The sequence below is a fragment of the Streptomyces sp. AM8-1-1 genome (assembly GCF_032229325.1).
Taxonomy (GTDB): Bacteria; Actinomycetota; Actinomycetes; order Streptomycetales; family Streptomycetaceae; genus Streptomyces; species Streptomyces achmelvichensis.
Window position 1 is genome coordinate 3,868,289 of sequence record NZ_CP135086.1, and the last position, 25,343, is coordinate 3,893,631.

Sequence of the window (25,343 nt, forward strand, 5' to 3'; positions counted from 1 at the left end):
CGGGTGCTTCGACCCCCCGGAAGGACATTGACAGCATCCTGTCGACATGACAGTCTTCTGTCATACCGAACGAGGAGGGCACCATGACCCGCACCACCGTTCATCTCGCCGTCTACGACACCTTCGCCGACTGGGAGACGGGCCACACCACCGCCCATCTGACCCAGAACGGCTTCACGGTCCGGACCGTCGGCCTCACCACCGACCCGGTCACCACCATGGGCGGCGTCCGTGTCCAGCCCGACCTCGCACTCGCGGACCTCGACCCCGCGGACAGCGCGCTGCTGATCCTCACCGGCGCCCACCTCTGGGACGCCGGCGACGACCTCGCGCCCTTCGCCGCCGCCGCGCGCACCTTCCTCGACGCGGGTGTCCCGGTCGCCGCCATCTGCGGCGCCACCGCCGGACTGGCGCGCGAGGGTTTGCTGGACGACCGCGACCACACCAGCGCCGTCTCGTTCTACCTCGCCGCCACCGGCTACAAGGGCGCCGAGCACTACCGGGAGGCGGACGCCGTCACCGACGGCGACCTGATCACCGCGGGCCCGACCGAGCCCGTCGCCCTCGCCCGCGAGGTCTTCGCCAGGCTCGGCGTGTACGAGGGCGAGAAGCTGGACGCCTGGTACCGGCTGTTCCACGACTCGGACGCCTCCGCGTTCGCGGTCCTCGAATCGTGAGCCGCGAAGAACAGGATCTGCTCACCCGGACGGCGCTCGGCGTCTTCCGGCTGAACGGCCAGTTCCTCACGGTCTCCGACGAGTTGGCGAAGGACGTCGGACTGACCGCGTCCTGGTGGCAGGTCCTCGGAGCGGTGGTGCGGGTGCCGCAGCCGGTCGCCGGGATCGCCCGGGACATGGGCATCACGCGCCAGAGCGTGCAGCGGATCGCCGACCTCCTGGTCGAGCGGGGCCTCGCGGCCTACGAGCCGAACCCCGCGCACCGCCGGGCCAAGCTGCTGCGTCCGACCGACGAAGGCCGCTCGGCGATCACCCGGATCGATCCGGGCCATGCCGAGCTGGCCGGCCGTCTCGCCGAGGCACTGGGGCCCGAGCGGTTCGCCGAGACGGCTCGAGTCCTGGAGGAGCTGTCCAAAGCGCTGGAGGCGATCAGCGGACCCCGGGAAAGAAGTCCGCGCTCGTGACGTAGTCCATCGCCTCGGTGAAGACGGGGTCGCCGAGGCGACGCTCCATCTCCTCCTCGCTCACATCCTCGATGTGCGTCTGGATCCAGTAGAGGTTGCCGAAGGGGTCGCGTACCCGGCCCACCCGGTCGCCGAAGAAGAGGTGCGTCACCTCGGTCACCGACTGTCCGCCGGCCTCGACCGCCCTGCGGTGCACGGCCGCCGCGTCCTCGACGTACAGCCGCAGGAAGGCGGGCGTCGGCGGCCAGTCGGCCCCCGGGGCGTCGAAGAGCATCACCACCGCGTCCCCGATCCGCACCTCGGCATGGCCGATGCGGCCGTTCTCGTCCGTCATCCTGCCGAGCTCCACCGCCCCGAACGCCGCCTTCAGGAAGTCGATGACGCCCGCGGTGTCCTGGCCGATGATCCACGGCGTGACGCTGGTGTATCCCTCGGGAACCGGCTTGACGGTCATGGCAGTCTCCTCGCGTACGGGTCGCGCGCACCGGACGTGGTCACCGGGGCGCTCGGGGTGCGCTTGCGCGAGACCGACCGTAGGCGGCATGCAGGTCGGATACTGACCTACTTGCCGTGGCACGGACCGCACTATTCTCGGTCCGTCCAACAGAAGACTTCGGGGGAGGCGCGCGGCGATGGACCAGCTGGCACCAGGGGATCCGCAGCACATCGGTGAGTACAGGCTGCTCGCCCGGCTCGGAGCGGGCGGCATGGGCCAGGTGTACCTCGCGCGCAACGACCGCGGCCGCACGGTCGCCGTGAAGCTCGTCCGCCAGGAACTCGCCGAACAGGAGGAGTTCCGGGCGCGCTTCCGCCAGGAGGTCCGGGCCGCCCTGCGGGTCGGCGGGCAGTGGACGGCGCCCGTGCTCGACGCCGACACCGAGGCGCCCGTGCCGTGGGTGGCCACCGGCTATGTCGCGGGTCCCTCGCTGCACTCGGTCGTCTCCGGCGGCCACGGCCCGCTCCCCGTACGGTCGGTCCGCATCCTCGCGTCCGGTCTCGCGCACGCCCTGCGCAGCATCCACGGCGCGGATCTCATCCACCGCGACCTGAAGCCGTCCAACATCCTGATCACCATCGACGGCCCCCGGGTCATCGACTTCGGGATAGCCAGGGCGCTGGAGACGGTCACCGACGGCGGTCTCACCCGGACCGGTGCGCTCGTCGGCTCCCCCGGCTTCATGGCGCCCGAGCAGGTGCGCGGCGACCGGGTCACGGCCGCGTGCGACATCTTCTGCCTCGGCGCGGTCCTCGCCTTCACCGCGACGGGCCGGCTCCCCTTCGGCTCGGCCGACAGCGGCGTGCACGCGCTGATGTTCCGTATCGCGCAGGAGGAACCGGACCTCGAAGGCCTGCCCGAGGATCTCGACGAACTCGTCCGGGCCTGCCTGAACAAGGATCCCGAGGCGCGGCCGGGTCTCGACGAGATCCTGGAGCGCACGGTCACCGACGAGGACGACGAGCCCTGGCTGCCGGGCGCGCTGATCGCCCAGCTCGGCCGTCACGCCGTGCAGTTGCTGGAGGTCGAGCAGCCCGCCGGCCCGGCGAAGGCCTCGCCCGAGCACCCGCCGACGGTCACGGCCCCGCCGAAGGCGCCCACGTCGACCCCGCCGCCCACTCCCCCGCCCCCGCTGCCGTACGGCTACCCGCATCAGCACCCCGGGCCGCAGCAGACACCGCCGTACGCGCACTACCAGCAGACACCGCCGTCCCACCACCACCAGACGCCGCCGTACCAGCAGACCCCGCCTCCGTACGTGCTGACGCCCCCGCCCGCGGCCCCGGCCAGGAGCAATCGCGGGACGGCGGCCCTCATCGTGGTGGCGCTCATCGTCGCGGTCGGCGCCGGCGGGTCCGTCTACGCCTTCATGGGCGACAAGGACAAGAAGACGACCGCGGACCCCAAGCCGGGACCGGCGTCCTCGGGCCCGGAGACCCCCGGCTCGACCACCCCGTCCGCGTCCGACAGCCCGTCGAGCACGCCGTCGAACAGCCCGAGCACGGCCGAGGGTGGTGTCCCGGCCGAGTACGTCGGCACCTGGACGTCCTCCTTCGACACCGCCGACGGCACCAACACCCGGACCATGACGATCACCCAGGGCTCCTCGGGCGACCAGGTCATGACCCTCTCCGGCATCGGCCCCACCTACGACTGCCGCTGGTCGGCCAAGCTCCAGGCCTCCGGTCCGCCGCTCGAACTGGGCCCCACCCAGGTCACGTTCGGCGACCGGACGAAGTGCTCACCGGGCCAGTGGAGCCGGCTGGAGCTGTCGAACGGCACGATCGTCCGTGAACTGGTCGGCTCGGGCGGCGCGCCGCTCACGTACCGGAAGACCGGCTGAGCACCACCGTCGCGGAGTGCCACAGCAGCAGGGGATGGACGAACCGTCCGGCCGATGTGGGCGGAAACCGCCAGGACAGCGGCCAGGTGCGGCCCCGTAGTGCGGGCACGGGGATGAAACTGACGTGCGCCGGGCCCGAGCCCAGCCGGGTGACCCCGCGCGGCCACGGCCGGTGCGCGGTGCTGCCCACCGGTACGAGGAAGTACACCGACCGCCGTCCGTAGGCTTCGGCGACCACGGGGCCGGGGTCGCCGTTCGTCATCACCTCCAGCAGATCGGCGAGCCGGCGGCCGTCCTCACCGTCGACGCGGGCCGCGTCGAATTGCACACCTGCTTTGCGGAGTTGGAATCCGGAAGCCGGAATCCAGTCCAGGTTTACTTGGCGACTTTGCGTATCCACGACGACATCCTCGGTGACCACGGATAGCGTTTTCCAGAGCCTGAAGGAGCCGTTGCGTACGTCTTGACCTGCACCAACGCCCCTTGAGGCGGGTTGAATTCGACGAGTTCCGGTTGAGACCGGTTGAGTCCGGTCGAGTCGAAGTGGTGATCAGAAATGGCGCGAGCGGAGAACAAGGAAACGGCGGGTCCGGCGACGCGTTTGGTGGCGAACGTCGCCAAGAACCTGCGTATCCGGCAGGGACTGACGCAGGAACAACTGGGAAGCGAACTCGGCTACTCGGGCGCGGCGGTGAGCGCGATGGAGACCTTCGCGCAGCCGGCGAGCGACGACATGCTGGTGCAGCTGGAACGGGTGCTGGGCAGTGGCACGGGGATCTTCGAGCAGGCGCGGGAGTACGTGCGGCTGGACAAGTACCCGGCGCAGTTCAAGGACTACGTCCTGCTGGAGCAGAAGGCGGTGGGCCTGTCGCTGTACGCGACGCTGGTGGTCCACGGCCTGTTCCAGACCGAGGCGTACGCAAGGGCACTGATCGGCGGCGGCTACCCGCCCCTGCCCGAGCCCCGCGTCGAGGAACTGGTCGAGGCGCGGCTCGCCCGCAGGGTGCTGTTCGACCGGGAGCCGGTGGCACTGATCGAGCTGATCGTGGAGGAATCGGTGTTACGGAGGGGGATCGGGAGCCCGGAGGTGATGCGGGCGCAGCTGCTGCACCTGGCGGAGTGCGCGCGGCGGCGGAATGTGACGTTGCAGGTGCTGCCGCTGGACTGTGGGTTCTCAGGCGAAAGCCCAGGGGCCTATGGGGAGATGAACTTGGTGGAGACCCCGGATCATGACCACCTTGTCTACCTGGAACCACAGGAGGAGGGCATGTTGATCAAGGACGGCGCAAAGGTGAGTACATACGCGCAGCGGTATGCGAAGATCCGAGCACAGGCCCTGGGTCCTCGTGAATCGCTGGGCCTCATCGAGAGGTTGGCGGGAGACCAGCAATGAGCAGCACCCTGCGATGGTTCAAGTCCAGCTACAGCAACCCCAGCGGTGGCGACTGCATCGAGGTCGCCTTCGCCTGGCGCAAGTCCAGCTACAGCAGTGACAGCGGCGGCAACTGCATCGAGGTCGCCACCTGCCCCGACGTCGTCCACGTGCGCGACTCCAAGAACCCCGAGGGCCCCGCCTTCACCGTCGCGCCCGACGCCTGGTCGCAGTTCGTCCGCTGGACCGAGTAGGAGGAGACCGGTGCGGACCGGGCCTTGTGCCCGGACCGCACCGGTCCCCGTTTCCTTCGCCGCTACCCCTCCCGCGTCACGTAAGGGGACAGCAGTTCTTCAGCCCTGCGGTCGACCTCGTCCTCGGGTACGAGCGGCCTCAGGTCGGGGTCGAAGAACTCCAGGAGTACCCGGGACTCGGTCCACGGGATACCGACGCCCTCGCCGAGGATCCGCAGCAGATGCAGCGGGGTCAGCCGGAAATCCTCGTCCCGTCTGAGCATCTCGATCATGGCGACGAGTCCCGCGCCTTCCGCCGCCATTCGCCGGATGTCTTCGGCTGCCTTCTCCATCGGTGCTTCCGTTCTACCTTCCGAAGTGGACCTGGACGTTTGTGTAGTGTCCGTGCTCACCTGTGACCTTGATGCCGTAGACCCTGCCGAATCCGTACCGTGCCGAGTTCCTGCCGGTGAAGGTGCCGGCCGCGGCCTCCTCCAGCGTCTTTCCGCTGCGCAAGAGCGCGTTGAACTCGTCCAGATTGCTGGGCATGCTTCGGTTCCAGTTTCCCTGGACCGCCTGAATGCCTTCCGCACCGTAGTGGGCCATCATGTCGTCGAACATCTGATAGCCCTTGGTCTTGCTGTCGTTCCTCTCGACCGCGATGGTCAGCAGGCCGTCCGTGACGTTGGCGGTGATCATCCCGTCCCCGTCGTACCCTCTGGTGAAGTCGCCGCACGCCCACTTCGGAGCGGCCGCCGCCATCCGTACGGAGGCCGGCTGCACCGACGAGCGCTGCCCGGAGACCGTGAGCGGCTTGGCTTTCTTGCAGATCTTGTTGACCTTGAAGAGCTTGCGCATCAGGTCGTACGCGGATTCCGCCCACCGCGCCTTCGACTTGACGGTGACGTCCCCCAGGAACTCCCAGCAGTTCGAGATGGTCGGGTCGTCGGCGCACGCCTCCAGCAGTCCGAGATCGGTGAAGATCGACGCGACGTCGTGGAGCTGCTTCATCGCCTCGCCGAACCGGGCCCCGTCCGCGAAGATCGCGCACAGGATCTCGTTCTGCTGGCACCAGCGGGGGTGGTTGCTGCTCGCCAGGTCACAGCCCACGAAGCCGCAGCGGTACATCTCACGGGCCTGAGCGCCCGGGTCGTTCTCCGCCTTCTCCTTCGCGGCGACGGCCGCCTTGCGGCGCGTCTCCTCCTCCGCCTTCAGCTTCTTCAGGGCGACTGAGTAGGCGTCCTTGGCCGCCGTGAGGGCTGCCTTGGCGTCCTTGCCCGCCGCCGTCGCCGACGCCCGTGCCTCGTTCGCCGCCGACCATGCGCTCGACGCCGACGCCTGCGCCATCTCCGAGGAGACGGTCGCCGTGGCGGCGGACGCCGCCGCGGCACGGGCGTCACGGTTGGCGTTGTTCGCCGCGTTGCGGGCAGTCCTCGCCGACTCGGCCGCACGCGCTGCGGACGCCTCCGCGTCCCTGGCGTGCTGGGCCGCGTCGTCGGCGTAGCCCTTGGCCTTGATCTCCGAGTCCTTGGCCTCCTTGGCGTACCTGGCCGCGTCCTCCGAGGCCTTGCGGGCGATGGCCGCGGATTGCCGGGCCTCCGCGGCATCCTGCTGGGCGGTGGCCGCGATGCCGGCCGCCTCCGCGATCAGCTGTTGGACCTGTGCGACGTGGGTGGCCGCGAGCAGGTCCTTGCGCTGGGCCATGAACTGACCCTTGGCGATGAACGCGTGCAGCGACTGGGGTGAACCTTCGAGGGCGATCCGCGCAGCGGACTTCACCTCGGGGCCGCCCGTGGAGACGAGCTGAGCCGCCTGGACCCGCTCGTCCTGGGTACGGGCCGTGTACTGCGTGGTGAGCAGGAACTGCCGGAAGGCGGCGGGAGTACCGGCGGTGAGCGCCTTCCTCGCCTCCTCGGTGACGATCGGGCCGCCTGTGTCGGCGGCCTGTGCGATGGCGACACGGAAGTCCTGTGCGCCGGCGTCGTACTGACCCTTGGTCAGGAAGGTGTGCACACCCGCGGAGTCACCGGCGAGCGCGGTCTCCGCCGCGTCCCGCACGGCCTTGCTCATGCTGTCCTCGGCCAGTCGCTCGACCTGGAAGCGCTCGTCCTGCTCGCGCGCCTCCTTCCAGCCGTTGCGGACGTAGTCGACGACATACTCGTCGGAGGAGGCGAGGGCCACCTCGGCAGCGGCACGGCTCCATGCGTCCGCGTTCCGGACGGCGAGGAGCGCGAGCTTGCGTCCGTCGGTGGCCACCTGGCCGAGGTCCGCCCCCGGTTGGGCCGCGGCGGTCGCGAGGCGCTGGGCCTCGGCGTCCCGGTCCTTCGACTCCTGTATCTCCTTGGCGACGGCAGCCCGGCGGGTGTCGTCGTCCTCCTTGATGTCCTTGGCCTGCTCGATACCCGCGTTGGTCCGGCCGCGGAGTTCCTCGGTCTCGACCTCGCGCGCGAGCTGGTAGACCTCCTGCGCCTTGGTGACCGCCTTGGACGCCGTGTTGGCGGCTTCCGTCGCGGCCTTGGCGTGTGCGGTGGCCCTGTCGGCGGCCTGCGCCGCCTCGCCCGCGTGCTCGGCGGCCTCGTCGGCGGCCTTGGCCGACGCGTTGGCGTGGGCCGCTGCTGAGCGCGCCTCGTCACGGGCCTGGGACGCCGCTGTCGCGGCCTTGCGGGCCAGCTTCTCCGCCGCGGAGGCGGCACGGTTGGCCTCGGCCGCGTGACGCTTGGCGGCAGCGGCGGAGCGACGGGCCTCGGCGGCCTGTGCACTGCTCTGGTTGGCGTAGCCGCTCGCCTCCAGGGCGGCCGACGCCGCCCGGTCGGCGTTGGCACCCGCGCTCACGGCGGAGAGGGCCGCCACGCCGGCCGCTGTCGCCGCCTTCGAGGCCTGGTCGGCCGCGTCGGCGGCGAGGTTGGCGCCCTTGGCGGCGGCCCGGGCGTCCTCGGCGGCCTTTCGGGCCGCGGAGGCGTTCTTCGCGTCGCGCGCGGCATCTGCGGCAGCACTGCGGGCGTTCGACGACGCGCGTGCCGCACCGGCTGCCGCGGCGGCGGCCTGAGAGGCGGCGCTCGCCGCTACCCGGGCCGCGTTGTTCGCCGCGTTGGCCGCGGAGATCGCCTGCTGCGCGGCGCCGGCGGCCTGCTTGGCGGCCTTGGCGGCACGTCCTGCCGCGGCCGCGGCGTCCAGCGAGTCCTTCTGCGCCAGGGACGCTTCCTTCGCGGCCTTCTCCGCCGCCTCCTTCGCCAGCTCGGCGGCCTTCACCGCCTTGGCGGACGCCGCCTTGGCCGCCTCCGTCTCCTTGGCGGCCTGCCGGCCGGCCTCCTTCGCCCGGGCGGCGAGCTGCTCGACGGTCGCTCGCTCCTGGTCACGCGAGCGGGCCACGTACTGGCCCACCTCCAGGAACTCCCGGACGTCCTCGGGTGTGCCGTTCAGCGCGAGCCGCCCCGCGGACTTCACATTGGACCCGCCGCTGCTGATGAGCTGCACCAGCTCCACGCGGTCGTCCTGCTGGGCCTTGGCGTAGCGGCCGGTCGCGAGGAACGCCTGCACGTCCTCGGGGGTGCCGTTCAGCGCGGCCCGCCCGGCCTCCTGGACGCTTGGACCGCCCGCGCTGATGACCTGCGCGGCCTGGACCCGCTGGTCCTGGACGAGCGGGTCCTCCCAGCCGTACGCGAGGAAGGTCTCCAGTTCCTCCGGCGTGCCCGACAGCGCCGTGCGCGCGGCGTCCAGCAGCTGGCTGCCGCCGATGGAGGCGAGCTGGGCCGCGGCGACGCGGTTGTCCTGCACGCCCGTCTCGTGGACGGTGCTCAGAAGCGTCCGGATGTCTGCGTCGGTGCCGGTCAGGGCCGCCTCGGCAAGCGCCTTGACCCCCGGGCCGCCGGTCTTCCACAGGTCCACGACGAGAGCGCGGTTGGTGAGCGGCGTGGGGCTGCCGCTCTGGCCGCTGAACATGCCGTCGTCGGAGAGCGGGTCGTCGGCGGCGGCCGCGGTGCCCCCCAGCAACCCCACCAGCAGGGCCAGCGGCAGCAGGCCGGTGATCAGCGCACGCGCTGTCCTCCGAGCCCCCCACGCCCGTCGCCCCCCATTAATTCTTCCATTCAAGAGAAACACTCATCTCGGTTATCGGCAACGGGTGTTGCCGCCTTTCCGTATGGCGTCGGGAGCATATCCCGCCTCTATTCGGGAAGTTGGACCGCCCAGCCGCCGCGCGACGGGCCGCTGCCCACATAACCGGAATAGTCTGTTCCGTTCCACACCTGCGCCACTCGTCGATCAGGATGCCGTCGCACGTCAATACACATGTGACGCACGCATCATCAGAATCGGACAGCGCGGGAAGTAGCCCCCCAAAACCCTGCTCACCGCAACGACCCCTGAGTGAAAGTGAGTTGACGATCTGTCACAGCGCAATCTAGATTCACTCGTCACCTTTACTGGGCAATTACGTTTCCGGCTCACCTATGAATGCACGGGTGCCGCCTGAAGGGAGTGTGCGGTGGCTTTCCGCACTCGTAGTCTTCTTGTTTCGGGAGCCGTCGGCACCCTCGTCGCAATCGTCGGTATGTCCTTCGCCGTCGCGGACGAATCGGCCACCAGGGGAAGCGCGGCGGCCACTCCGCCGGTCGCGGTCGAGGACTACGGCTACCCCGGCGCCGCCGACATTCTGGCGACCCAGGGAATCAAGCTGAAAAAGGGCGACGGACGCATTCTGCTCGTGGAGTGCGACACCTCGCCGGGCGAGATCAAGGTCCACACCGTCAAGGACGACGCGGCCGGCCGCAAGGGCAACTACTGCTTCCGGGCCACCGCCAAGACCGGATACCTCACCCTCGAACTGCCGCGCGTCTTCGCCCTGGAGACCGCCGAGCACCCCATCAGCGCCGACCTGACCGCGAACGGCGACACCACCACCGTCGACGTTCCCAAGGACGGCTTCGAGAGCGTGGGCGAGGGCACCGTCGGGGGCGCGCAGTCCGTGCTCGTCGAGATCCGTGTCACCGGCTGACCCGGCCGTGTCCAGCGTCAAGGAATCGAGAAACGTGACTTCCGTACGTCCAGGGGCCGCCGTGACCGCTGCCCTGGTGGCCGCCGTGGCCACCGCCGGGGCACTCACCGCCACCCCGGCCCACGCCGTCGCCGGCGACACCGCCCCTGCGGGCAGCTACGCCTTCGCCGCCGCACTGGCCATCGGCGCCGACGACACCGCCCGCACCTGCACCGGCTCCCTCGTGGCGCCGCAGTGGATTCTCACCGCCGCGAGCTGTTTCGCCGCCGACCCCGAGACCACTTCGGTGCAGGCGGGCAAGCCCGCACTCAAGACCATCGCCACGGTTGCCGGGAAGACCGGCGAGATCGTGGAACTGGTGCCCCGTCCGGGACGCGACATCGTGCTGGCCCGGCTCGCGAGGCCCACCACCGGCGCCGCTCCCGTCACGGTGTCCGCCACCGCCGCCACGGCGGGCGAGCAGCTGAAAGCCGTCGGCTACGGCCGCACCAGGACCGAGTGGGTGCCGTCCGCCGCGCACGCCGCCGCCTTCACCGTGGACGCCGTCGGCACCGACGACATCGGCGTCACCGGGGTGAACGGCGCGCTCTGCAAGGGTGACACCGGTGGCCCTCTGCTCCGCGAGACCAACGGGATCGCCCAGCTGGTCGGCGTCAACAGCCGTTCCTGGCAAGGGGGATGCTTCGGCGAGAAGGAGACCCGCACCGGCGCGGTCGCTTCCCGTTCGGACGACCTGGCCACCTGGATCACCACCACGGTCACCGCCGCCCGCCCCACCGACTTCAACTGCGACGGAGAACGCGACATCGCCGTCGCCGACCCCAAGGCCGCGGTCGGCGCGGACGCCAGGGCAGGTGTCGTACGGATCGTCCACGGCGGCGGCAAGGGCACCACGGAACTGAACCAGGACGCCGCGGGCGTCCCGGGCGGCGCCGAGCCCGACGACCAGTTCGGCGAGGCGCTGGCGGTCTTCGACCACAACCTCGACGGCTGCACCGACCTCGTCGTCGGCGTCCCCGGGGAGGACCTGGGGAACGCGGCCGACGCCGGCATGGTGCAGGTCCTGTACGGCGCACCCGGCGGTCTCACCAAGGGACAGACGGCCCTCACCCTGGAGCAGGGCAGCGGCGCGGGCGCGATCAAGGCGTCCGCCGGCGAGGCGGGCGACCGGATGGGCCACGCCCTGGCCGCCGGCGCCACCGTCACCGGGGAGCCGTACCTGGCCATCGGCGTGCCCGGCGAGGACCTGGGCGACGTCGCGAACGCGGGCAATCTCTTCTACCTGCGCGGCACGACCAACGCCTCGACGCACCAGGACAAGCCCGGCGCGGCCGGCGCCGCGGAGAAGGACGACCGCTTCGGCACGACGGTCGCCGGATCACCCGGCCACTTCGCCGTCGGCACCCCGGGCGAGGACGTCGGCACGGACTCCGGTTCCGGCGGGGTGCAGATCTACGGCCACGCCATCAACTCCTCGGGCGGGCCGACCCCGTTGCTCGGCTTCGACGAGGACTCGGACCTGATCAGTGGTGCCGCCGAGCCCGGCGACCAGTTCGGTGCCTCGCTGGCGATGGCCCAGTACCGTCCGTCCGCCACGTCCACCGGGACCGATTCGATCCTTGCGATCGGCTCCCCCGGCGAGGACATGGGCACCGGTAGCACTCTCGTCAAGGACGCCGGACGAGTGGTGACACTGCGCGTGGACGCGGCAGGGAAAATCACGCAGCTCGCCGACATCAGCCAGGGCACCACCGGCATCGCCGGTGAGCACGAGGCGGGCGACGCCTTCGGCAAGAAGGTGGCGGCCGTGAACACCCGGCCCGGTGCGGTCAGTACCGACAAGAGCCTGCTGCTGTCGATCGGTGTCCCGGGCGAGGACATCGGCAGCGTGAAGGACGCGGGTGCCATTCGGATCGTGCCGCTGCTCGGCAGCCCGGGCGCGTCCGAGGTCGTGGTCGAGGAGGGGAAGTCCGGACTGCCGGGCGCACCGGGCACGTCCCACGCCGTGGGCGGCTACATGACCGCGGCGGCGGGTCACCTCTATGTGGGAATGCCTCTGGGACCCAACGCACGCGGCGCGCTCCACGCCCTGCCGTGGGCGAACATCGTGGGCGGGGCGGCCGATCCGGTGGTCTCGTACCAGCCGGGCTCGGGCGGACTTCCGGCCGCGGGCGACACGTTCGGCACCGTCAGCCAATAGCCGGCGGCAACGGCCGGGCGTGCGAGCCGGGCCGGCAAACGGACCAAGGGCGGTCACCTGTCGGTGACCGCCCTTGGCGGTGCCGGACGTGGGCGTGGGTGCCGGCGCCTGGCTCAGCAGTACAGGTTGCCGCCGGGGGCGACGCCCAGGATCTGGGTGAACTGCTGGTACTTGGTGACCCGGCTCTGCACCTGGCCGGGGTTGCCGCCGTTGCACTCCAGCGAGCCGTTGATACTGCGGATCGTCTCGCCGAAGCCGCGGCTGTTGACCATGGCGTTGTGCGGGGTCATGGTGCCGGGACCGTTCTGGGTGTTCCAGTACCAGAGGCCGGTCTTCCAGGCGACGGCCGATTCGCGCTCGACGCGCCAGGGGTCGGCGAGCAGGTTGATGCCCAGCGCGTCGCCCGCTGCCTTGTAGTTGAAGTTCCAGCTGAGCTGGATCGGTCCGCGACCGTAGTAGGCGGCCTGGCCGGCCGGGCAGCCGTAGGGCTGGCTGCGGTCGCAGTAGTGCGGGTAGTTGGCGGTGTTCTGCTCCACGATGTGGACCAGCCCGCCCGTCTCGTGGGAGACGTTCGCCAGGAAGGCCGCGGCCTCCTGCTTCTTCACGGTGTCGCTTCCGGTCTTCGCGAACGCCGGGTAGGCGCTGAGCGCGGCGGTCAGACCGCTGTAGCTGTAGAAGGAGTTGCGGCCCGGGAACATCTGGTTGAACTGTGCCTCGCTGACCACGAAGCCCGACGGCTGCGGGTTGCCGCCGCCTCCGCCGGTACAGGTGCCCTGGTCCGCCCAGACGTCCGCGGAGCCCGGACGCTCGTTCTGGGTCCACCACTTGGCCTGGTAGTTGCGGCCGTTGTACGAGGCGGACATGCCGCCCGTGTAGACGGACGAGGAGTTCCACGCGGCAGCGCAGGCCGCCGCGGACGCGGTGCTGGGGATGAAGACGGCGAGCCCGATGGCCATGGCGAATGCCGCGAGCAGGGTGGTGACGCGTCTCAGCATGAGTTCCGTCCTTCCGTGGGGGTCACCCACACCGAACGGCATTGGTCTGGACCTGTCAAGGTCTAGACCAAGGGTTGTTACGTACTGAACGAACGGCGAATCTTGAGCGACCGAACGCCCCAACTCCCGTGCGCCCAGGGTGATTCGCCCTACCGTGACCGCCGTGGAATGGCTGAGCCCCGAGAACGTCGTCGCCGTGCTCACCGCGCTCCTCGGTGTGCTGGCCTCCGGCGCGGTGCTCTGGTACGAGCGGCGGGTGCCGCGGCGCAAGCGCATCGGATACCGCGTCCAGCTGGACACCCCGATCGGCAGCAACGCGCCGGGCGGCGGCCGGGGGAACGTACGGCTGGGGCTGTTCAACGAGACCCCCGACATGTCCGACGCCACGCTCGTCCTGCTGCGCATCGAGAACGACGGCGCGCAGTCGATCGCGGGCGACGACTACACGGGCCGTGGAGTGCACGGTCTGACGGCGGAGTTCGCGGACCGGACGGTCCGGGCGATCGCCGTCACCCAGCCCGCGGACGCCGACCATCTGATGGAGCACTTCACCCCCGCGGCGGGCCTGCGGCACACGGACGGCACGATCCACCTGCCGCGCGTCCCGCTGAACCGGGGCGAGCACTACAAACTGCTGGTGCTGCTGACGGGCGGCCATGTCGGCAGCCCGATCGGCGTCACGGGTGGCATCCGCGACGGCGAGGTGCGGCCCAACCGCAGTACGACACCCGACGACAAACCGCCGGTCTTCAGCCGGGCCGCCCGCACCATCACGGTCCTGCTCACGGCGTGCGTCATCGTGCTGGCCTCGATCATCGTCGTACGGGAGGACGCCCCGCCGCCCATGGGGTGCCAGCGGGGCAGCCTGACACTGACCGGGTCGACGGCCTTCGCCCCCGTCGTACGGGAGTTGGCGGCGAAGTACGAAAAGGACTGCGAGGGCGCCACCGTCGTGGTGGACGCGCACGGCAGCACCGCCGGGATACGGGCGCTGGCCGACGAAGGGGCTGAGGAGGACAAGGCACCGGCGCTCGTGGCGCTCTCCGACGGGCCCAAGCCGGGCGGGTATCCGCAGCTGCGCGAGGTCCGCGTCGCGGTCTCCCTCTTCACGCTCGTCGTCAACGACAGGGTCCCCGTACGCGACCTCTCCCTCACGGACGTCCGGCGCATCTATGCGGGCGAGATCACCAACTGGAAGCAGCTCGGCGGCCCCGATCTGGCTGTCCTGCTGGTCAGCCGGGACGCCAACTCCGGTACGCGCGAGGTCTTCCAGCGCCGGGTGCTGCACCGCAACGAGCCGGCGAACTCCTCACGCGACTGCGCCCACCGGGACGATCCGCAGGCGCCGGTCGTGCGCTGCGAGCTCGACAGCACCGAGCAGGTGCTCGCGACGGTGGCCAGGCTGCCGGGCGCGATCGGTTACAGCGAACTGCGCTCCGGCAGCGGGCTGAAGGGGGCGCACCGCCTCAGCATCGGCGGGCAGGCGCCGAACGTCGACGAGATCGGCAGGAGCGCGTACGTGTACCCGTATCTGGAGATCGAGTACGCCTACACCTACGGACAGCCGCCGGCGGACTCGCTCGCCTCCAGCTTCCTCGGCTATCTCACGCGCGGCAGCGGACAGGACGTGATCCGCACCCACGGGCATCTGCCGTGCGGGACACCGAAGGGGCTGCGGATCTGCGGCGAGGACTGAGCCGGGGGCCGGTGGCGGGAAGGAGGACGACGACGCCCCCGGGACCGCGGTCCCGGGGGCGTCGTCGTGCACGGCCGGTGCTACGACAGGAACGAGTTGATCTCGATCGTCTCCGTGCGGCCCGGGCCCACGCCGATCGCCGAGATCGGCGCGCCCGACATCGACTCCAGCGCCTTCACGTAGTCCTGCGCGTTCTTCGGGAGGTCCGCGAAGGTCTTGGCCTTCGTGATGTCCTCCGACCAGCCCGGCAGGTACTCGTAGATGGGCTTCGCGTGGTGGAAGTCCGTCTGCGAGTACGGCAGCTCCTCGACGCGCTTGCCGTCGATCTCGTACGCCACGCAGACCGGGATCTGCTCCCAGCCCGTCAGCACGTCCAGCTTCGTCAGGAAGAAGTCCGTCAGACCGTTCACGCGCGTCGCGTAGCGCGCGATCACCGCGTCGAACCAGCCGCAGCGGCGGTCACGGCCGGTGGTCACACCGCGCTCGCCGCCGATACGGCGCAGCGCCTCGCCGTCCTCGTCGAACAGCTCCGTCGGGAAGGGGCCCGCGCCCACACGCGTCGTGTACGCCTTGAGGATGCCGATCACCCGGCTGATCTTCGTCGGTCCGACACCCGCACCCGTGCACGCGCCGCCGGCCGTGGGGTTCGAGGAGGTGACGAAGGGATACGTGCCGTGGTCCACGTCCAGCAGCGTGCCCTGGCCGCCCTCGAAGAGGACGACCTTGCCCTCGTCGATCGCGTTGTTCAGCAGCAGCGTCGTGTCGGCGACGTACGGACGGAGCTTCTCCGCGTACTGGAGCATCTCCTCGACGATCTTCTCCGCCTCGATCGCCCGGCGGTTGTAGACCTTGGCCAGCAGCTGGTTCTTGGACTCCAGCGCGGCCTCGACCTTCTGCTGGAGGATCGACTCGTCGTAGAGGTCCTGGACGCGGATGCCGACGCGGTTGATCTTGTCGGCGTACGTCGGGCCGATTCCCCGGCCGGTGGTACCGATCTTCCGCTTACCGAGGAACCGTTCCGTCACCTTGTCGAGAGTGACGTTGTACGGGGTGATCAAATGAGCGTTGCCGCTGATCAGCAGCTTGGACGTGTCGACGCCACGGTCGTTCAGCCCGCTCAGCTCGGAGAGCAGGACAGCCGGGTCGACGACGACCCCGTTGCCGATGACCGGGGTACACCCCGGCGAGAGGATTCCGGAAGGGAGGAGATGCAGCGCATACTTCTGGTCGCCGACCACGACCGTGTGGCCGGCATTGTTGCCGCCCTGGTAACGCACCACATAGTCCACGGATCCACCGAGCAGGTCGGTGGCCTTTCCCTTGCCCTCGTCACCCCACTGAGCACCGAGCAGCACAAGTGCGGGCACAGGCGTACACCCCTTCCGGGCGGGGCATGTCCAAGGTCAGGGGGCGTGTGCCGTGCCTGAGTCTGCGGACCTGTTGCCCCGGAATAGACGAAGCCCCTGGCGCAATAGCGCAAGGGGCTCTTGCACAAAGATGCTACCCGAGGAAGGACCGAGGTGTCGGCTCACGACCAGCTGCTGGTGGTCATCGACCCGGTCGCCCGCCGAAGTGACGGCGAGTCCGTGCGGATCGCGAAAGATGTGCTGTGCGGTGGCTCTGAGGCGAAAATCTGCCTTCCGGAGGGACCCGAGGAATTCGCGCGGGCGCTGGCCCGCAGGGGCTCGCGGCGCCCCGTGGTGATCGGTGACGACCGGACGCTGCTGCGTGCGGTGTCGCTGCTGCACCGGGACCGGTGGCTCGGCGACGGCGCCCTGTCGATGGTGCCGGTCGGCCCGGCGGTGGATCTCGCGCATTCGCTGGGCGTGCCCCGCACTGCGGTGGCGGCGGCCCGGGCGGTGCTGGACGGGGTCGTACGGCGGCTGGATCTGCTGGTGGACGAGAGCGACGGCGTGGTGCTCGGGGATCTGTCCATCCCGGCCGTCGCGGGACCCGGGTCGGGGGCGAACGGCACCTCGGTGTGGAACACCTGCCGCTCGCTGGTGCGCACCCTGGTCAGACCCGCGCCCCCGGCGGTGGTCCGCACCCACCGGCTGCGGGTGGAGGCGGACGGCGTCCTGCTGTCGGACCTGGACCGCCTGGTGGAGGCGGTGACGGTCCGCACGGGCGGCGGGCGGGCGGAGGTCACGGTCCGCGCCTCGGCCTCCGGGGACCCGCTGGTCGCGAAGGCGCTGACGGTGACGGTCTCGGGGCCGGACTTCCGGTACCGGGCGGACACGCTGATCACCGGCCCGGTGCGGACGCGGACCTGGACGCTGCGGCCGGGGGCGTGGGGACTGACACTGCCGTCGGCGGCGACGGCGTCGGGGGGCTGAGGCCGCGCCGTCCGAGCACGGCCGCCCGTCGGCGCCGACGCCGGCCCGCTGGGCCGAGGGGCCGAGGGGCCGAGGGGCCGAGGGGCCGATAATCATTGGGCCGACCACGTATCCGGCCAGCAGAATGCTGTCCATGGACGACCAGCGCGACGACACCCCCCACACCCCCACGGCGGACCCGGCGGACCCGGCGGACCCGGCGACGGACTGGACCACCACCCCCGTCACGGCCGACCTCCTGCGCGGCGCGCTGGAGCTGGAGCGCACGGAGCAGGGGTGGCTGCCGCACCGGCTGCCCGCCCGGGCCCGCGCACAGAACACCGACGGTCAGCTGGCCATGGCGGAGGCCCAGCCCTCGGGCGTACGGCTGACCTTCCGCACCCGGGCCGGCGTCGTCGAGCTCGACACGCTGCGCACCAAGAACGCGTACAAAGGCGCCCCGCCCCGGCCGGACGGCGTGTACGACCTGCTCGTCGACGGCGCGCTGACCCGGCAGGCCAGTGTGCCCGGCGGCAACGTCCTGATGATCGACATGACCACCGGGTCCGCGGAGACGCTGCCCGGCCCGGTCGGCACCGTGCGGTTCTCCGGACTCCCGGGCCGCGACAAGGTCGTCGAGATCTGGCTGCCGCACAACGAGATCACCGAACTGGTCGCCCTGCGCACCGACGCGCCCGTCGAGGCCGTGCCGGACACGGGCCGCAGGACATGGCTGCACCACGGCAGTTCGATCAGTCACGGGTCGAACGCCGCGAGCCCCACCACCACCTGGCCCGCGTTCGCGAGTTCTCTCGGCGGTGTGGAGCTGACGAACCTGGGCTTCAGCGGCAGCGCCCTGCTCGACCCGTTCACGGCCCGCGCGCTGCGGGACACCCCCGCCGACCTGATCAGCGTCAAGATCGGCATCAATCTCGTCAACACCGACCTGATGCGGCTGCGCGCCTTCGGTCCCGCGGTGCACGGCTTCCTCGACACGATCCGCGAGGGCCACCCCACCACTCCGCTGCTGGTCGTCTCGCCGGTCCTGTGCCCGATCCACGAGGACACCCCCGGCCCGAGCATCCCGGACTTCAGCGGCGTCGGCGAAGGGCAGCTCCGGTTCCGGGCCGCGGGCGACCCCGGCGAACGGGCCGCGGGAAAGCTGACGCTGGGCGTCATCCGGGAGGAGCTGGCCCGCATCGTGAAGCAGCGGGCGGTCGACGACCCGAATCTGCACCATCTCGACGGGCGCGAGCTCTACGGCGAGGACGACTCCGCCGAACTGCCGCTGCCGGACGACCTCCACCCGGACGCCGCCACCCACCGCCGCATGGGCGAACGGTTCGCGGCGCTGGCCTTCGGCGCGGGCGGCGCGTTCGCGGGTGAGGGTTCCTGACGGGCGCCTCACTGAGATCTCCGTGGCCCGGGCGCGAGGTTGCCGCGAGCGACTGTCAGGGCGCCGGGATGCCGTGCTCCTCGCGGTAGACGCGCCAGCGGTCCATCATCCCCTCCAGCTCATGCTGGAGGAAGCCGAAGAACTCGGCGGTCTGCGTGACCCGCGCCCCCGCCGCCGTGTCCGGGCCCAGCGTCGCGGCGCCGTCGCGCAGCGCCTTCTCCCACCGGGTCAGCAGCTGGTCGCGCCGGGTGAAGGTCTCGTACCAGAGCTCGTTGTGCAGGACGTAGCGGTCGCGGCGTGAGCCCGGGTCCCGCTCCCGGCTGACCATGTCGACCTGGCTGAGGTAGCGCACGGCCCCCGAGACCGCCGCCGGGCTGATCCGCAGCTGCTCCCCCAGCTCGGCGGAGGTCATGCTGCCCTTCTCCGAGGAGAGCAGCGCGGCGAAGACCCGCGCGGCCATCCGCTGCATTCCGGCCTCGGTCAGTTCGGCCGCGAACCGCTCCACGAAGCGCGAGACCGCCTCGTCACCGGCCCGCCCGTTCGCGCTGTCGTCGCCGCTCATGACCCCATCGTCTCCCCTCGTCCGGCCTGCCCACCCGAGTTTATACGCTTCCTTAACTTCACAAATTTGTGAAAACACCGTACGTTCCGAAGCATGACGAAGGCCATCACCGTCTCCGGACTCCACAAGTCGTTCGGGCGGACACACGCGCTGGACGGCCTCGACCTCGCGGTCGAGACCGGTGAGGTCCACGGCTTCCTCGGCCCCAACGGCGCGGGCAAGTCCACCACCATCCGGGTCCTGCTGGGACTGCTGCGGGCCGACTCCGGCGCCGCCCAGCTCCTCGGCAGGGACCCCTGGCACGACGCGGTCGAGCTGCACCGCCGTATCGCCTATGTGCCCGGAGACGTCACCCTGTGGCGCAACCTCTCGGGCGGCGAGGTCATCGACCTCTACGGCCGGCTGCGCGGGGGCCTCGACCTGGCACGCCGGGCCGACCTGCTCGAACGGTTCGAACTCGACCCCACCAAGAAGGGGCGCACCTACTCCAAGGGGAACCGTCAGAAGGTCGCCCTGGTCGCCGCGTTCGCCTCCGACGTGGACCTGCTGATCCTCGACGAGCCCACCTCCGGACTCGACCCGCTGATGGAGGAGGTCTTCCAGAGCTGTGTCGAGGAGGAGCGCCGCCGCGGCCGTACCGTCCTGCTCTCCTCGCACATCCTCAGCGAGGTGGAGAGCCTCTGCGACCGGGTCAGCATCATCCGCAGGGGCCGCACCGTGGAGACCGGGTCGCTCGCCGAACTGCGCCACCTCACGCGGACGAGCGTCACCGCCGAACTCGCCGGGCCGCCGAACGGACTCGCCCAGCTCCCCGGCGTGCACGACCTGGACATCCAGGGGACGCGCGTGAAGCTCCAGGTGGACACCGACCGGCTCGACGCCGTGCTGCGCTCGCTGAGCGAGTCCGGCGTCAGGTCGCTGACCAGCACGCCGCCCACCCTGGAAGAGCTCTTCCTCCGCCACTACGCGCCGGAGGAGGCGATGTCGCGATGACCGCCGTGGCCGACGCCGGATTCGCTCCTGCGCGCGGGGGCGGATCGCGGCCCCTCGCGGGGACGGGCACGCTGCTGCGGCTCGGTCTGCGCCGCGACCGCGTGATGGTGCCGCTGTGGGTCCTGGCGATCGGCGGGACGACCGCGAGCGCGGGCAACACGCTCGGCAAGGTCTACGAGACCCCCGCCCAGCGGGCCGGCGTGGTCGACTCGATGGCCGCCAACAGCTCCCTGCGCTCCCTCTACGGACCGGTGTTCGACGACTCCCTCGGCGGGATCGTGGCCTGGCGGTACACCGTCTTCATGGCCGCCTTCGCCGCGGTCATGAGCCTGCTCGTCGTGGTCAGGCACACCCGCGAGGAGGAGGAGACCGGCCGCCAGGAGATGCTGTCCGCCGCCATGGTGGGCCGCCGCGCGCCGCTCACCTCGGCACTGCTCGTGGCCCTCGTCGCCAACACCGCGCTCGCCCTGCTGGTGACGGCGGGGCTGGCCGCCGAAGGCGCGGCCGGAGCGCTCGCGCTCGGCCTCGGCATCGGCGGCGTGGGCATGGTCTTCGCCACCATGGCCGCGATGATCGCGCAGTTCACCGAGACCGCGCGCCTCGCCAAGGGCCTGACGGCCGCGGTACTCGGGCTGGCCTTCGCGCTGCGGGCCGCGGGCGACGCGGCGAGCGACGACGGCTCGCATGTGCTGACCTGGCTCTCGCCCATCGGCTGGGCGGAGAACCTGCGGCCCTTCGCGGCCGAACGCTGGTGGGTGCTGCTCCTGTTCGCCGCGGCCGTCATACTCCAGGGCGCCGTCGCGTACGGGCTCGCCGGGCGGCGCGATGTCGGCATGAGCTTCATGGCGGCCCGTCCCGGGCCCGCCGAGGGCCGCCTCGCGACCGCGTCCGGCCTGGCCTGGCGCCTCCAGCGCGGCAGCCTCGCGGGCTGGGGCACCGGGTTCCTGCTCGCCGGGCTGATGTTCGGCGGGATGGCGGAGGGGGCCGCCGATCTGGTCGGCGACAACGAGCGGACCCGACAGATGCTGGAACGGATGGGCGGGCAGTCCGGCATCACGGACGCCTTCCTCGCCGCGATGGTGGGGATGCTCGGCATGGTCGCCGCGCTGTACATCGTGCAGTCGGTGCTCCGGCTGCACGGCGAGGAGACCTCGCAGCGCGCGGAACCGGTCCTGGCGGCGGCGGTCGGCCGGGTGCGATGGGCGGCCGGCCACCTCCTCGTCGCCTTCGGCGGCGCCGCGCTGATCATGCTGCTCGGCGGCCTGGGTCTCGCGCTGGGCCACGGCGGGAGATTCGGTCCGGTGCTGGGCGCGAGCCTGGTGCAGGTGGCCGCGGTGTGGCTGCTGGGCGCGGTGGCGGTGGCCGTCCACGGGATCGTCCCGCGGGCGGCGGGGCTGGCCTGGGCCTACGCGGGCCTGTCGCTGGCGCTCGGCTGGGTGGGCGCGGCCCTGAATCTGCCGGACGCGGCCCTGAAGGTGTCTCCGTTCGAGCATCTGCCGAAGCTGCCGGGCAACGACATGGCCTGGGGACCGGTGGGGGTGCTGCTGGCGCTCGCGGTGGTGTTCACGGCGGCGGGTCTGGCGGGACTGCGGCGGCGCGACATCCTGACGTGACGGGGGTGCCGGCGGCGCGGGCATGGGGTCAGAGCCGGCCGGGGGGAGAGCGGGCGCGGGCCGGGCCGGCGCCCACGACCGCGGCTCGGCGTCAGAGCTCGACCCGCAGCTCCCGCAGCCCTCTGATCACAAAGCCGCCCTGCCACTGCGGCTCCGCCGCCAGCCGCATGGACGGCGCCTCCCGCAGCAGTTCCCCGAACGACGCCATCAGCTCGATGCGGGCCAGCGGCGCGCCCAGGCAGTAGTGGATGCCGGCCCCGAAGCTGACGTGCGGATTGTCCTCGCGGGCGAGATCGAGGGTGCCGGGGTCCGTGAAGCGGGCCGGGTCGCGGTTGGCCGAGCCGAAGAGCAGGGCCAGCTCCGCGCCCCGCGGGATCACCGTGCCGTCGATCTCGATGTCGTCGAGCACCCAGCGCTCGAAGAGCTGGAGCGGGGTGTCGTACCGCATCAGCTCCTCCACAGCTGTGGACAACAGTCCGTGGTCGGCGCGCAGGGCGGCCAGCTGCTCGGGGTGGCGCAGCAGCGTCCACCAGCCGCCCGCCGTGGTGTTGACCGTCGCCTCGTGCCCGGCGTTCAGCAGCAGCACGCAGGTGGAGACCATCTCCTGCTCGTTCAGCCGGTCGCCCTCGTCGTGCGCGGCGATCAGCGCCGAGATCAGGTCCTCCCCCGGCGCCTTCCGCCGCTGCGCGATCAGCTCCCGCAGATACGCGGAGAACTCGCGCGACGCCCGTACCGCCCGCGCCGCCGTCTCCTGCGAGGGGTTCAGCTCGTACATCCCGCAGATGTCCGCCGACCAGGGCCGCAGTTGCCCCCGGTCCGACTCCGGGATGCCCAGCATCTCCGCGATCACCGCCACCGGCAGCGGCTCGGCGACATCGGCCAGCAGATCGCCGCCGCCCGCCTTCTTCAGATCCGCGACCAGCCCCGCCGCCAGCCGCCGGACCGTCGGCTCCAGAGCGGCCACGGTCCGCGGGGTGAACGCCTTGGTCACCAGCCGCCGGATCCGTGTGTGGTCCGGCGCCTCCAGGTCGAGCAGGCCGTTGTCGTTGAGGGTGGTGAACGGCTCGTGGGACGCCGGGGGCGGCGTCCGCCCGAACTCCTCGTGCGTGAAGCGGTGCAGATACGTACGCCCCAGCCGCCGGTCCCGCAGCAGCGCCGACACATCCGCGTGATGCGGCACCAGCCACTGCCGGGTCGGCTCGAACCAGTGCACCCGCCCGGCGTCCCGCAGCCGGTCGAAGACGGGGTACGGGTCGGCGACGAAGTCCGGCGACCCGGGGGCGAAACCAGCTTCCACGGCAGCGTCCATCCCCGGACGCTAGCCCGGCCACGAGGGCTGTGACCAGCCTCCCGGCCGCCCGGGAACGAGGCGGTGACCAGCCTCCCGGCCCGGCTACGAGGGTGTGACCAGCCTCGCCTCGTACGCGAACACCGCCGCCTGGGTGCGGTCCCGCAGGCCGAGCTTCACCAGGACGCGGCTCACATGCGTCTTGATCGTGGACTCGGCGACCACCAGATGGGAGGCGATCTCCGCGTTCGACAGCCCCTGCGCGATGAGCACCAGCACCTCGGTCTCGCGCTCGGTGAGCTCACCGACCTGGGAGAGGGCCGGCGGCTTCGGGGTCTGGCTGATCTTGGAGAACTCCGTGATCAGCCGGCGCGTCACGGTCGGCGCGAGCAGGGCCTCGCCGGCCGCCACGACCCGTACCCCGTCGGCCAGTTGACGCGCGGAGGCGTCCTTGAGCAGAAAGCCCGACGCCCCGGCCCGCAGCGCCTGGTAGACGTACTCGTCCAGATCGAAGGTGGTCAGCACGAGCACCTTCGACTCCGCGTGCGAGGCGACGATCTCGCGGGTGGCCTCGATGCCGTTCAGCTCCGGCATACGGATGTCCATCAGGACCACGTCCGGCGCCAGCTCGGCGACCTTGGAGACCGCCTCGCGGCCGTTGACCGCCTCGCCGATCACCTCGATGTCGGGCATCGCGTTCAGCAGGACGGAGAAGCCTTCACGGACCATGACCTGGTCGTCGACGACAAGGACCCGGATGGTCATGACTGCTCCTCGGTGGCCTGTGCGGGCACGGGGCTCGCGACGGGGATGAACGCGGTGACCTCGTAGCCGCCGTCCTCGGTGGGCTCGGCGGTCATCTCGCCGCTCAGCATGGTCACACGCTCGCGCATGCCCGTGATCCCGTGGCCGGCGCCCGGCGAGGGCTTGACCAGGCCCTGCGGCGCGGTGTTCACGATCCGCAGGCCGATCCCGCCGAGGACGTAGGAGACCTCCACCTTCGCCGAGGCGCCCGGCGCGTGGCGCAGCGCGTTGCTGAGCGCCTCCTGGATGATCCGGTACGCCGACAGCTCGACGCCCTGCGGCAGCGGCCGCACCGCGCCCGTGATCGTCTTGTCCGCCTCCAGGCCCGCCTCGCGGACGTTGCCGAGCAGGTTGTCCAGATCGGCGAGGACGGGCTGCGGGGCGTCGGGCGCCTCGTAGTCCTCGGCCCGGACGACACCGAGGATCCGGCGCAGCTCGGTCAGCGCCGCCACCGCGTTCTCCCGGATGGTCGCGAACGCCTTCTCCAGCTCGGGCGGCGGGTTCTCCACCCGGTACGGCGCGGCCTCCGCCTGGATCGCCACGACCGACATGTGGTGGGCGACGACGTCGTGCAGCTCCCGGGCGATGGTGGTGCGCTCCTCCAGCAGCGTGCGCTTGTCCCGCTCGACGGCGGTGACGCTCTGCTGGACCGCGACCTCCTCGCGTGCCTCGCGGCGGACGTGCAGCACGGTCACGACCAGCAGGGCGAGGGCGGAGAAGAAAAGCATCTGCGGGGTGTCCGTACCCGCACTGGTGCCCAGGAAGATCTCGGCGAACAGCGCGTACCCGGCCGTCACGGCCCACATCCAGCCCGCGGTGCGCGGCCGGGTCCGGGCCGCGACCACCGTCATCACCACGAGGTGCGCGATGAACGAGCTCGGTCCCCACGGCCAGCCGTCGCCGTAGGAGCCCACCACGGTGACCACGGGGGTCGACAGCAGCGAGAGCCAGAACGCGGCGACCGGGCGCACCAGGGTCAGCAGTACCGCGACGGCCGGCACGAACCCGCTGATCACGAAGTAGGCCTGGCTGCCGTTGCTGTCGGCCACCAGGTATCCGACCATCAGCACGAACAGCGCCGCACCGACGATCACGGCGTGCGGGAACCAGCCCGCCCGGTCCCGTATCCGCCGCGGCAGCAGGCGTCCGACGAGGCCGCCGCCGGCCCGGGGCGGCAGCGGCCGGTAGGCGAACACGTCGTCGAGGAGATCGGTGCGCAGTCCCGTGAACGCGTCCATGGCGAGGCGGAACTCGGGACTGCGGCTGTCGGAATCGGCGGCGGTGCGCGGTGTGCGCTGCGGGTTCTGCGAATCGGTCACAGCAGCCAAGGTACGGGGACGGGCGGACGCGGTCGTCACCAGCGATATGGATCCTGCCGCGTCCGTCCTGAGTACGACATGAGG

At 71.1% G+C, this 25,343-nt stretch carries 22 protein-coding genes; 12 read left to right on the forward strand and 10 right to left on the reverse strand.

Annotated elements, in window-relative coordinates; translation table 11 throughout:
• Window positions 1–83 precede the first annotated feature (83 nt).
• Both RPQ07_RS17395 and RPQ07_RS17400 read left to right on the forward strand, forming a co-directional pair.
• Complete coding sequence (locus RPQ07_RS17395) at window positions 84–677, forward strand: type 1 glutamine amidotransferase family protein (RefSeq protein WP_313945061.1); 594 nt, start codon at window positions 84–86, stop codon at window positions 675–677.
• A complete protein-coding gene (locus RPQ07_RS17400; protein ID WP_313945062.1) occupies window positions 674–1,141 on the forward strand; it encodes a helix-turn-helix domain-containing protein in 468 nt (155 codons plus the stop codon). Before RPQ07_RS17395 ends, RPQ07_RS17400 begins: the two co-directional genes overlap by 4 nt.
• On the opposite strand, the gene RPQ07_RS17405 is transcribed toward RPQ07_RS17400, so the two are convergent.
• Complete coding sequence (locus RPQ07_RS17405) at window positions 1,107–1,595, reverse strand: VOC family protein (RefSeq protein WP_313945063.1); 489 nt, start codon at window positions 1,593–1,595, stop codon at window positions 1,107–1,109. The genes RPQ07_RS17400 and RPQ07_RS17405 overlap by 35 nt on opposite strands.
• Before the next feature lie 178 nt (window positions 1,596–1,773).
• Here RPQ07_RS17405 and RPQ07_RS17410 point away from each other — a divergent pair, with 178 nt between their 5' ends.
• Window positions 1,774–3,480 (forward strand): serine/threonine-protein kinase, encoded by a 1,707-nt coding sequence (locus tag RPQ07_RS17410; RefSeq protein ID WP_313945064.1) that lies wholly within the window; start codon window positions 1,774–1,776, stop codon window positions 3,478–3,480.
• Here RPQ07_RS17410 and RPQ07_RS17415 read toward each other — a convergent pair.
• Entirely contained in the window at window positions 3,458–3,880 is a 423-nt protein-coding gene (locus tag RPQ07_RS17415; protein ID WP_313945065.1) for a hypothetical protein, read from the reverse strand. The genes RPQ07_RS17410 and RPQ07_RS17415 overlap by 23 nt on opposite strands.
• Window positions 3,881–4,036: 156 nt before the next feature.
• Between RPQ07_RS17415 and RPQ07_RS17420 the strand changes: the two genes are divergently transcribed.
• Window positions 4,037–4,873 (forward strand): helix-turn-helix transcriptional regulator, encoded by an 837-nt coding sequence (locus RPQ07_RS17420; RefSeq protein ID WP_313945066.1) that lies wholly within the window; start codon window positions 4,037–4,039, stop codon window positions 4,871–4,873.
• Complete coding sequence (locus tag RPQ07_RS17425; protein WP_313945067.1) at window positions 4,870–5,106, forward strand: DUF397 domain-containing protein; 237 nt, start codon at window positions 4,870–4,872, stop codon at window positions 5,104–5,106. Before RPQ07_RS17420 ends, RPQ07_RS17425 begins: the two co-directional genes overlap by 4 nt.
• Window positions 5,107–5,168: 62 nt before the next feature.
• Here RPQ07_RS17425 and RPQ07_RS17430 read toward each other — a convergent pair whose 3' ends face one another.
• Window positions 5,169–5,438: a hypothetical protein gene (locus RPQ07_RS17430; RefSeq protein WP_313945068.1), complete on the reverse strand. Its 270-nt coding sequence runs from the start codon at window positions 5,436–5,438 to the stop codon at window positions 5,169–5,171.
• Window positions 5,439–5,451: 13 nt separating this feature from the next.
• Window positions 5,452–9,174 (reverse strand): ALF repeat-containing protein, encoded by a 3,723-nt coding sequence (locus RPQ07_RS17435; RefSeq protein WP_313945069.1) that lies wholly within the window; start codon window positions 9,172–9,174, stop codon window positions 5,452–5,454.
• Window positions 9,175–9,568: 394 nt separating this feature from the next.
• On the opposite strand from RPQ07_RS17435, the gene RPQ07_RS17440 reads away from it, so the two are divergent.
• A complete protein-coding gene (locus RPQ07_RS17440; protein ID WP_313945070.1) occupies window positions 9,569–10,078 on the forward strand; it encodes a hypothetical protein in 510 nt (169 codons plus the stop codon).
• A 34-nt stretch (window positions 10,079–10,112) separates the two neighbouring features.
• A complete protein-coding gene (locus tag RPQ07_RS17445; protein ID WP_313945071.1) occupies window positions 10,113–12,278 on the forward strand; it encodes a S1 family peptidase in 2,166 nt (721 codons plus the stop codon).
• Between the two features lie 113 nt (window positions 12,279–12,391).
• On the opposite strand, the gene RPQ07_RS17450 is transcribed toward RPQ07_RS17445, so the two are convergent.
• A complete protein-coding gene (locus RPQ07_RS17450) occupies window positions 12,392–13,273 on the reverse strand; it encodes a glycoside hydrolase family 19 protein (RefSeq protein WP_313945072.1) in 882 nt (293 codons plus the stop codon).
• Between the two features lie 163 nt (window positions 13,274–13,436).
• Between RPQ07_RS17450 and RPQ07_RS17455 the strand changes: the two genes are divergently transcribed.
• Entirely contained in the window at window positions 13,437–14,969 is a 1,533-nt protein-coding gene (locus RPQ07_RS17455; protein ID WP_313945073.1) for a substrate-binding domain-containing protein, read from the forward strand.
• Between the two features lie 80 nt (window positions 14,970–15,049).
• On the opposite strand, the gene RPQ07_RS17460 is transcribed toward RPQ07_RS17455, so the two are convergent.
• On the reverse strand, window positions 15,050–16,336 hold the full coding sequence (locus RPQ07_RS17460) for an adenylosuccinate synthase (RefSeq protein WP_313945074.1): 1,287 nt from the start codon (window positions 16,334–16,336) through the stop codon (window positions 15,050–15,052).
• A 153-nt stretch (window positions 16,337–16,489) separates the two neighbouring features.
• Between RPQ07_RS17460 and RPQ07_RS17465 the strand changes: the two genes are divergently transcribed.
• Together RPQ07_RS17465 and RPQ07_RS17470 are read left to right on the forward strand one after the other, a co-directional pair.
• Entirely contained in the window at window positions 16,490–17,305 is an 816-nt protein-coding gene (locus tag RPQ07_RS17465) for a diacylglycerol kinase family protein (protein WP_313945075.1), read from the forward strand.
• A gap of 133 nt (window positions 17,306–17,438) precedes the next feature.
• Window positions 17,439–18,680, forward strand: a complete 1,242-nt coding sequence (locus RPQ07_RS17470; protein WP_313945076.1) for a GDSL-type esterase/lipase family protein — start codon at window positions 17,439–17,441, stop codon at window positions 18,678–18,680.
• A gap of 55 nt (window positions 18,681–18,735) precedes the next feature.
• Here RPQ07_RS17470 and RPQ07_RS17475 read toward each other — a convergent pair whose 3' ends face one another.
• Entirely contained in the window at window positions 18,736–19,242 is a 507-nt protein-coding gene (locus tag RPQ07_RS17475) for a GbsR/MarR family transcriptional regulator (protein WP_313945077.1), read from the reverse strand.
• Between the two features lie 93 nt (window positions 19,243–19,335).
• Between RPQ07_RS17475 and RPQ07_RS17480 the strand changes: the two genes are divergently transcribed.
• Both RPQ07_RS17480 and RPQ07_RS17485 read left to right on the forward strand, forming a co-directional pair.
• Window positions 19,336–20,235, forward strand: coding sequence for an ABC transporter ATP-binding protein (locus RPQ07_RS17480; protein ID WP_313945078.1), 900 nt, complete (start codon window positions 19,336–19,338; stop codon window positions 20,233–20,235).
• Window positions 20,232–21,848, forward strand: coding sequence for an ABC transporter permease (locus RPQ07_RS17485; protein ID WP_313945079.1), 1,617 nt, complete (start codon window positions 20,232–20,234; stop codon window positions 21,846–21,848). Before RPQ07_RS17480 ends, RPQ07_RS17485 begins: the two co-directional genes overlap by 4 nt.
• 91 nt (window positions 21,849–21,939) lie before the next feature.
• Here the strand turns inward: RPQ07_RS17485 and RPQ07_RS17490 are convergent, their stop codons facing one another.
• The 3 genes from RPQ07_RS17490 to RPQ07_RS17500 form a co-directional block, all read right to left on the reverse strand.
• Window positions 21,940–23,157, reverse strand: a complete 1,218-nt coding sequence (locus RPQ07_RS17490; protein ID WP_413777749.1) for a cytochrome P450 — start codon at window positions 23,155–23,157, stop codon at window positions 21,940–21,942.
• 84 nt (window positions 23,158–23,241) lie between these two features.
• A complete protein-coding gene (locus RPQ07_RS17495; RefSeq protein ID WP_313945080.1) occupies window positions 23,242–23,901 on the reverse strand; it encodes a response regulator transcription factor in 660 nt (219 codons plus the stop codon).
• On the reverse strand, window positions 23,898–25,268 hold the full coding sequence (locus tag RPQ07_RS17500) for a histidine kinase (protein WP_391844123.1): 1,371 nt from the start codon (window positions 25,266–25,268) through the stop codon (window positions 23,898–23,900). Before RPQ07_RS17500 ends, RPQ07_RS17495 begins: the two co-directional genes overlap by 4 nt.
• Between the last annotated feature and the right edge of the window lie 75 nt (window positions 25,269–25,343).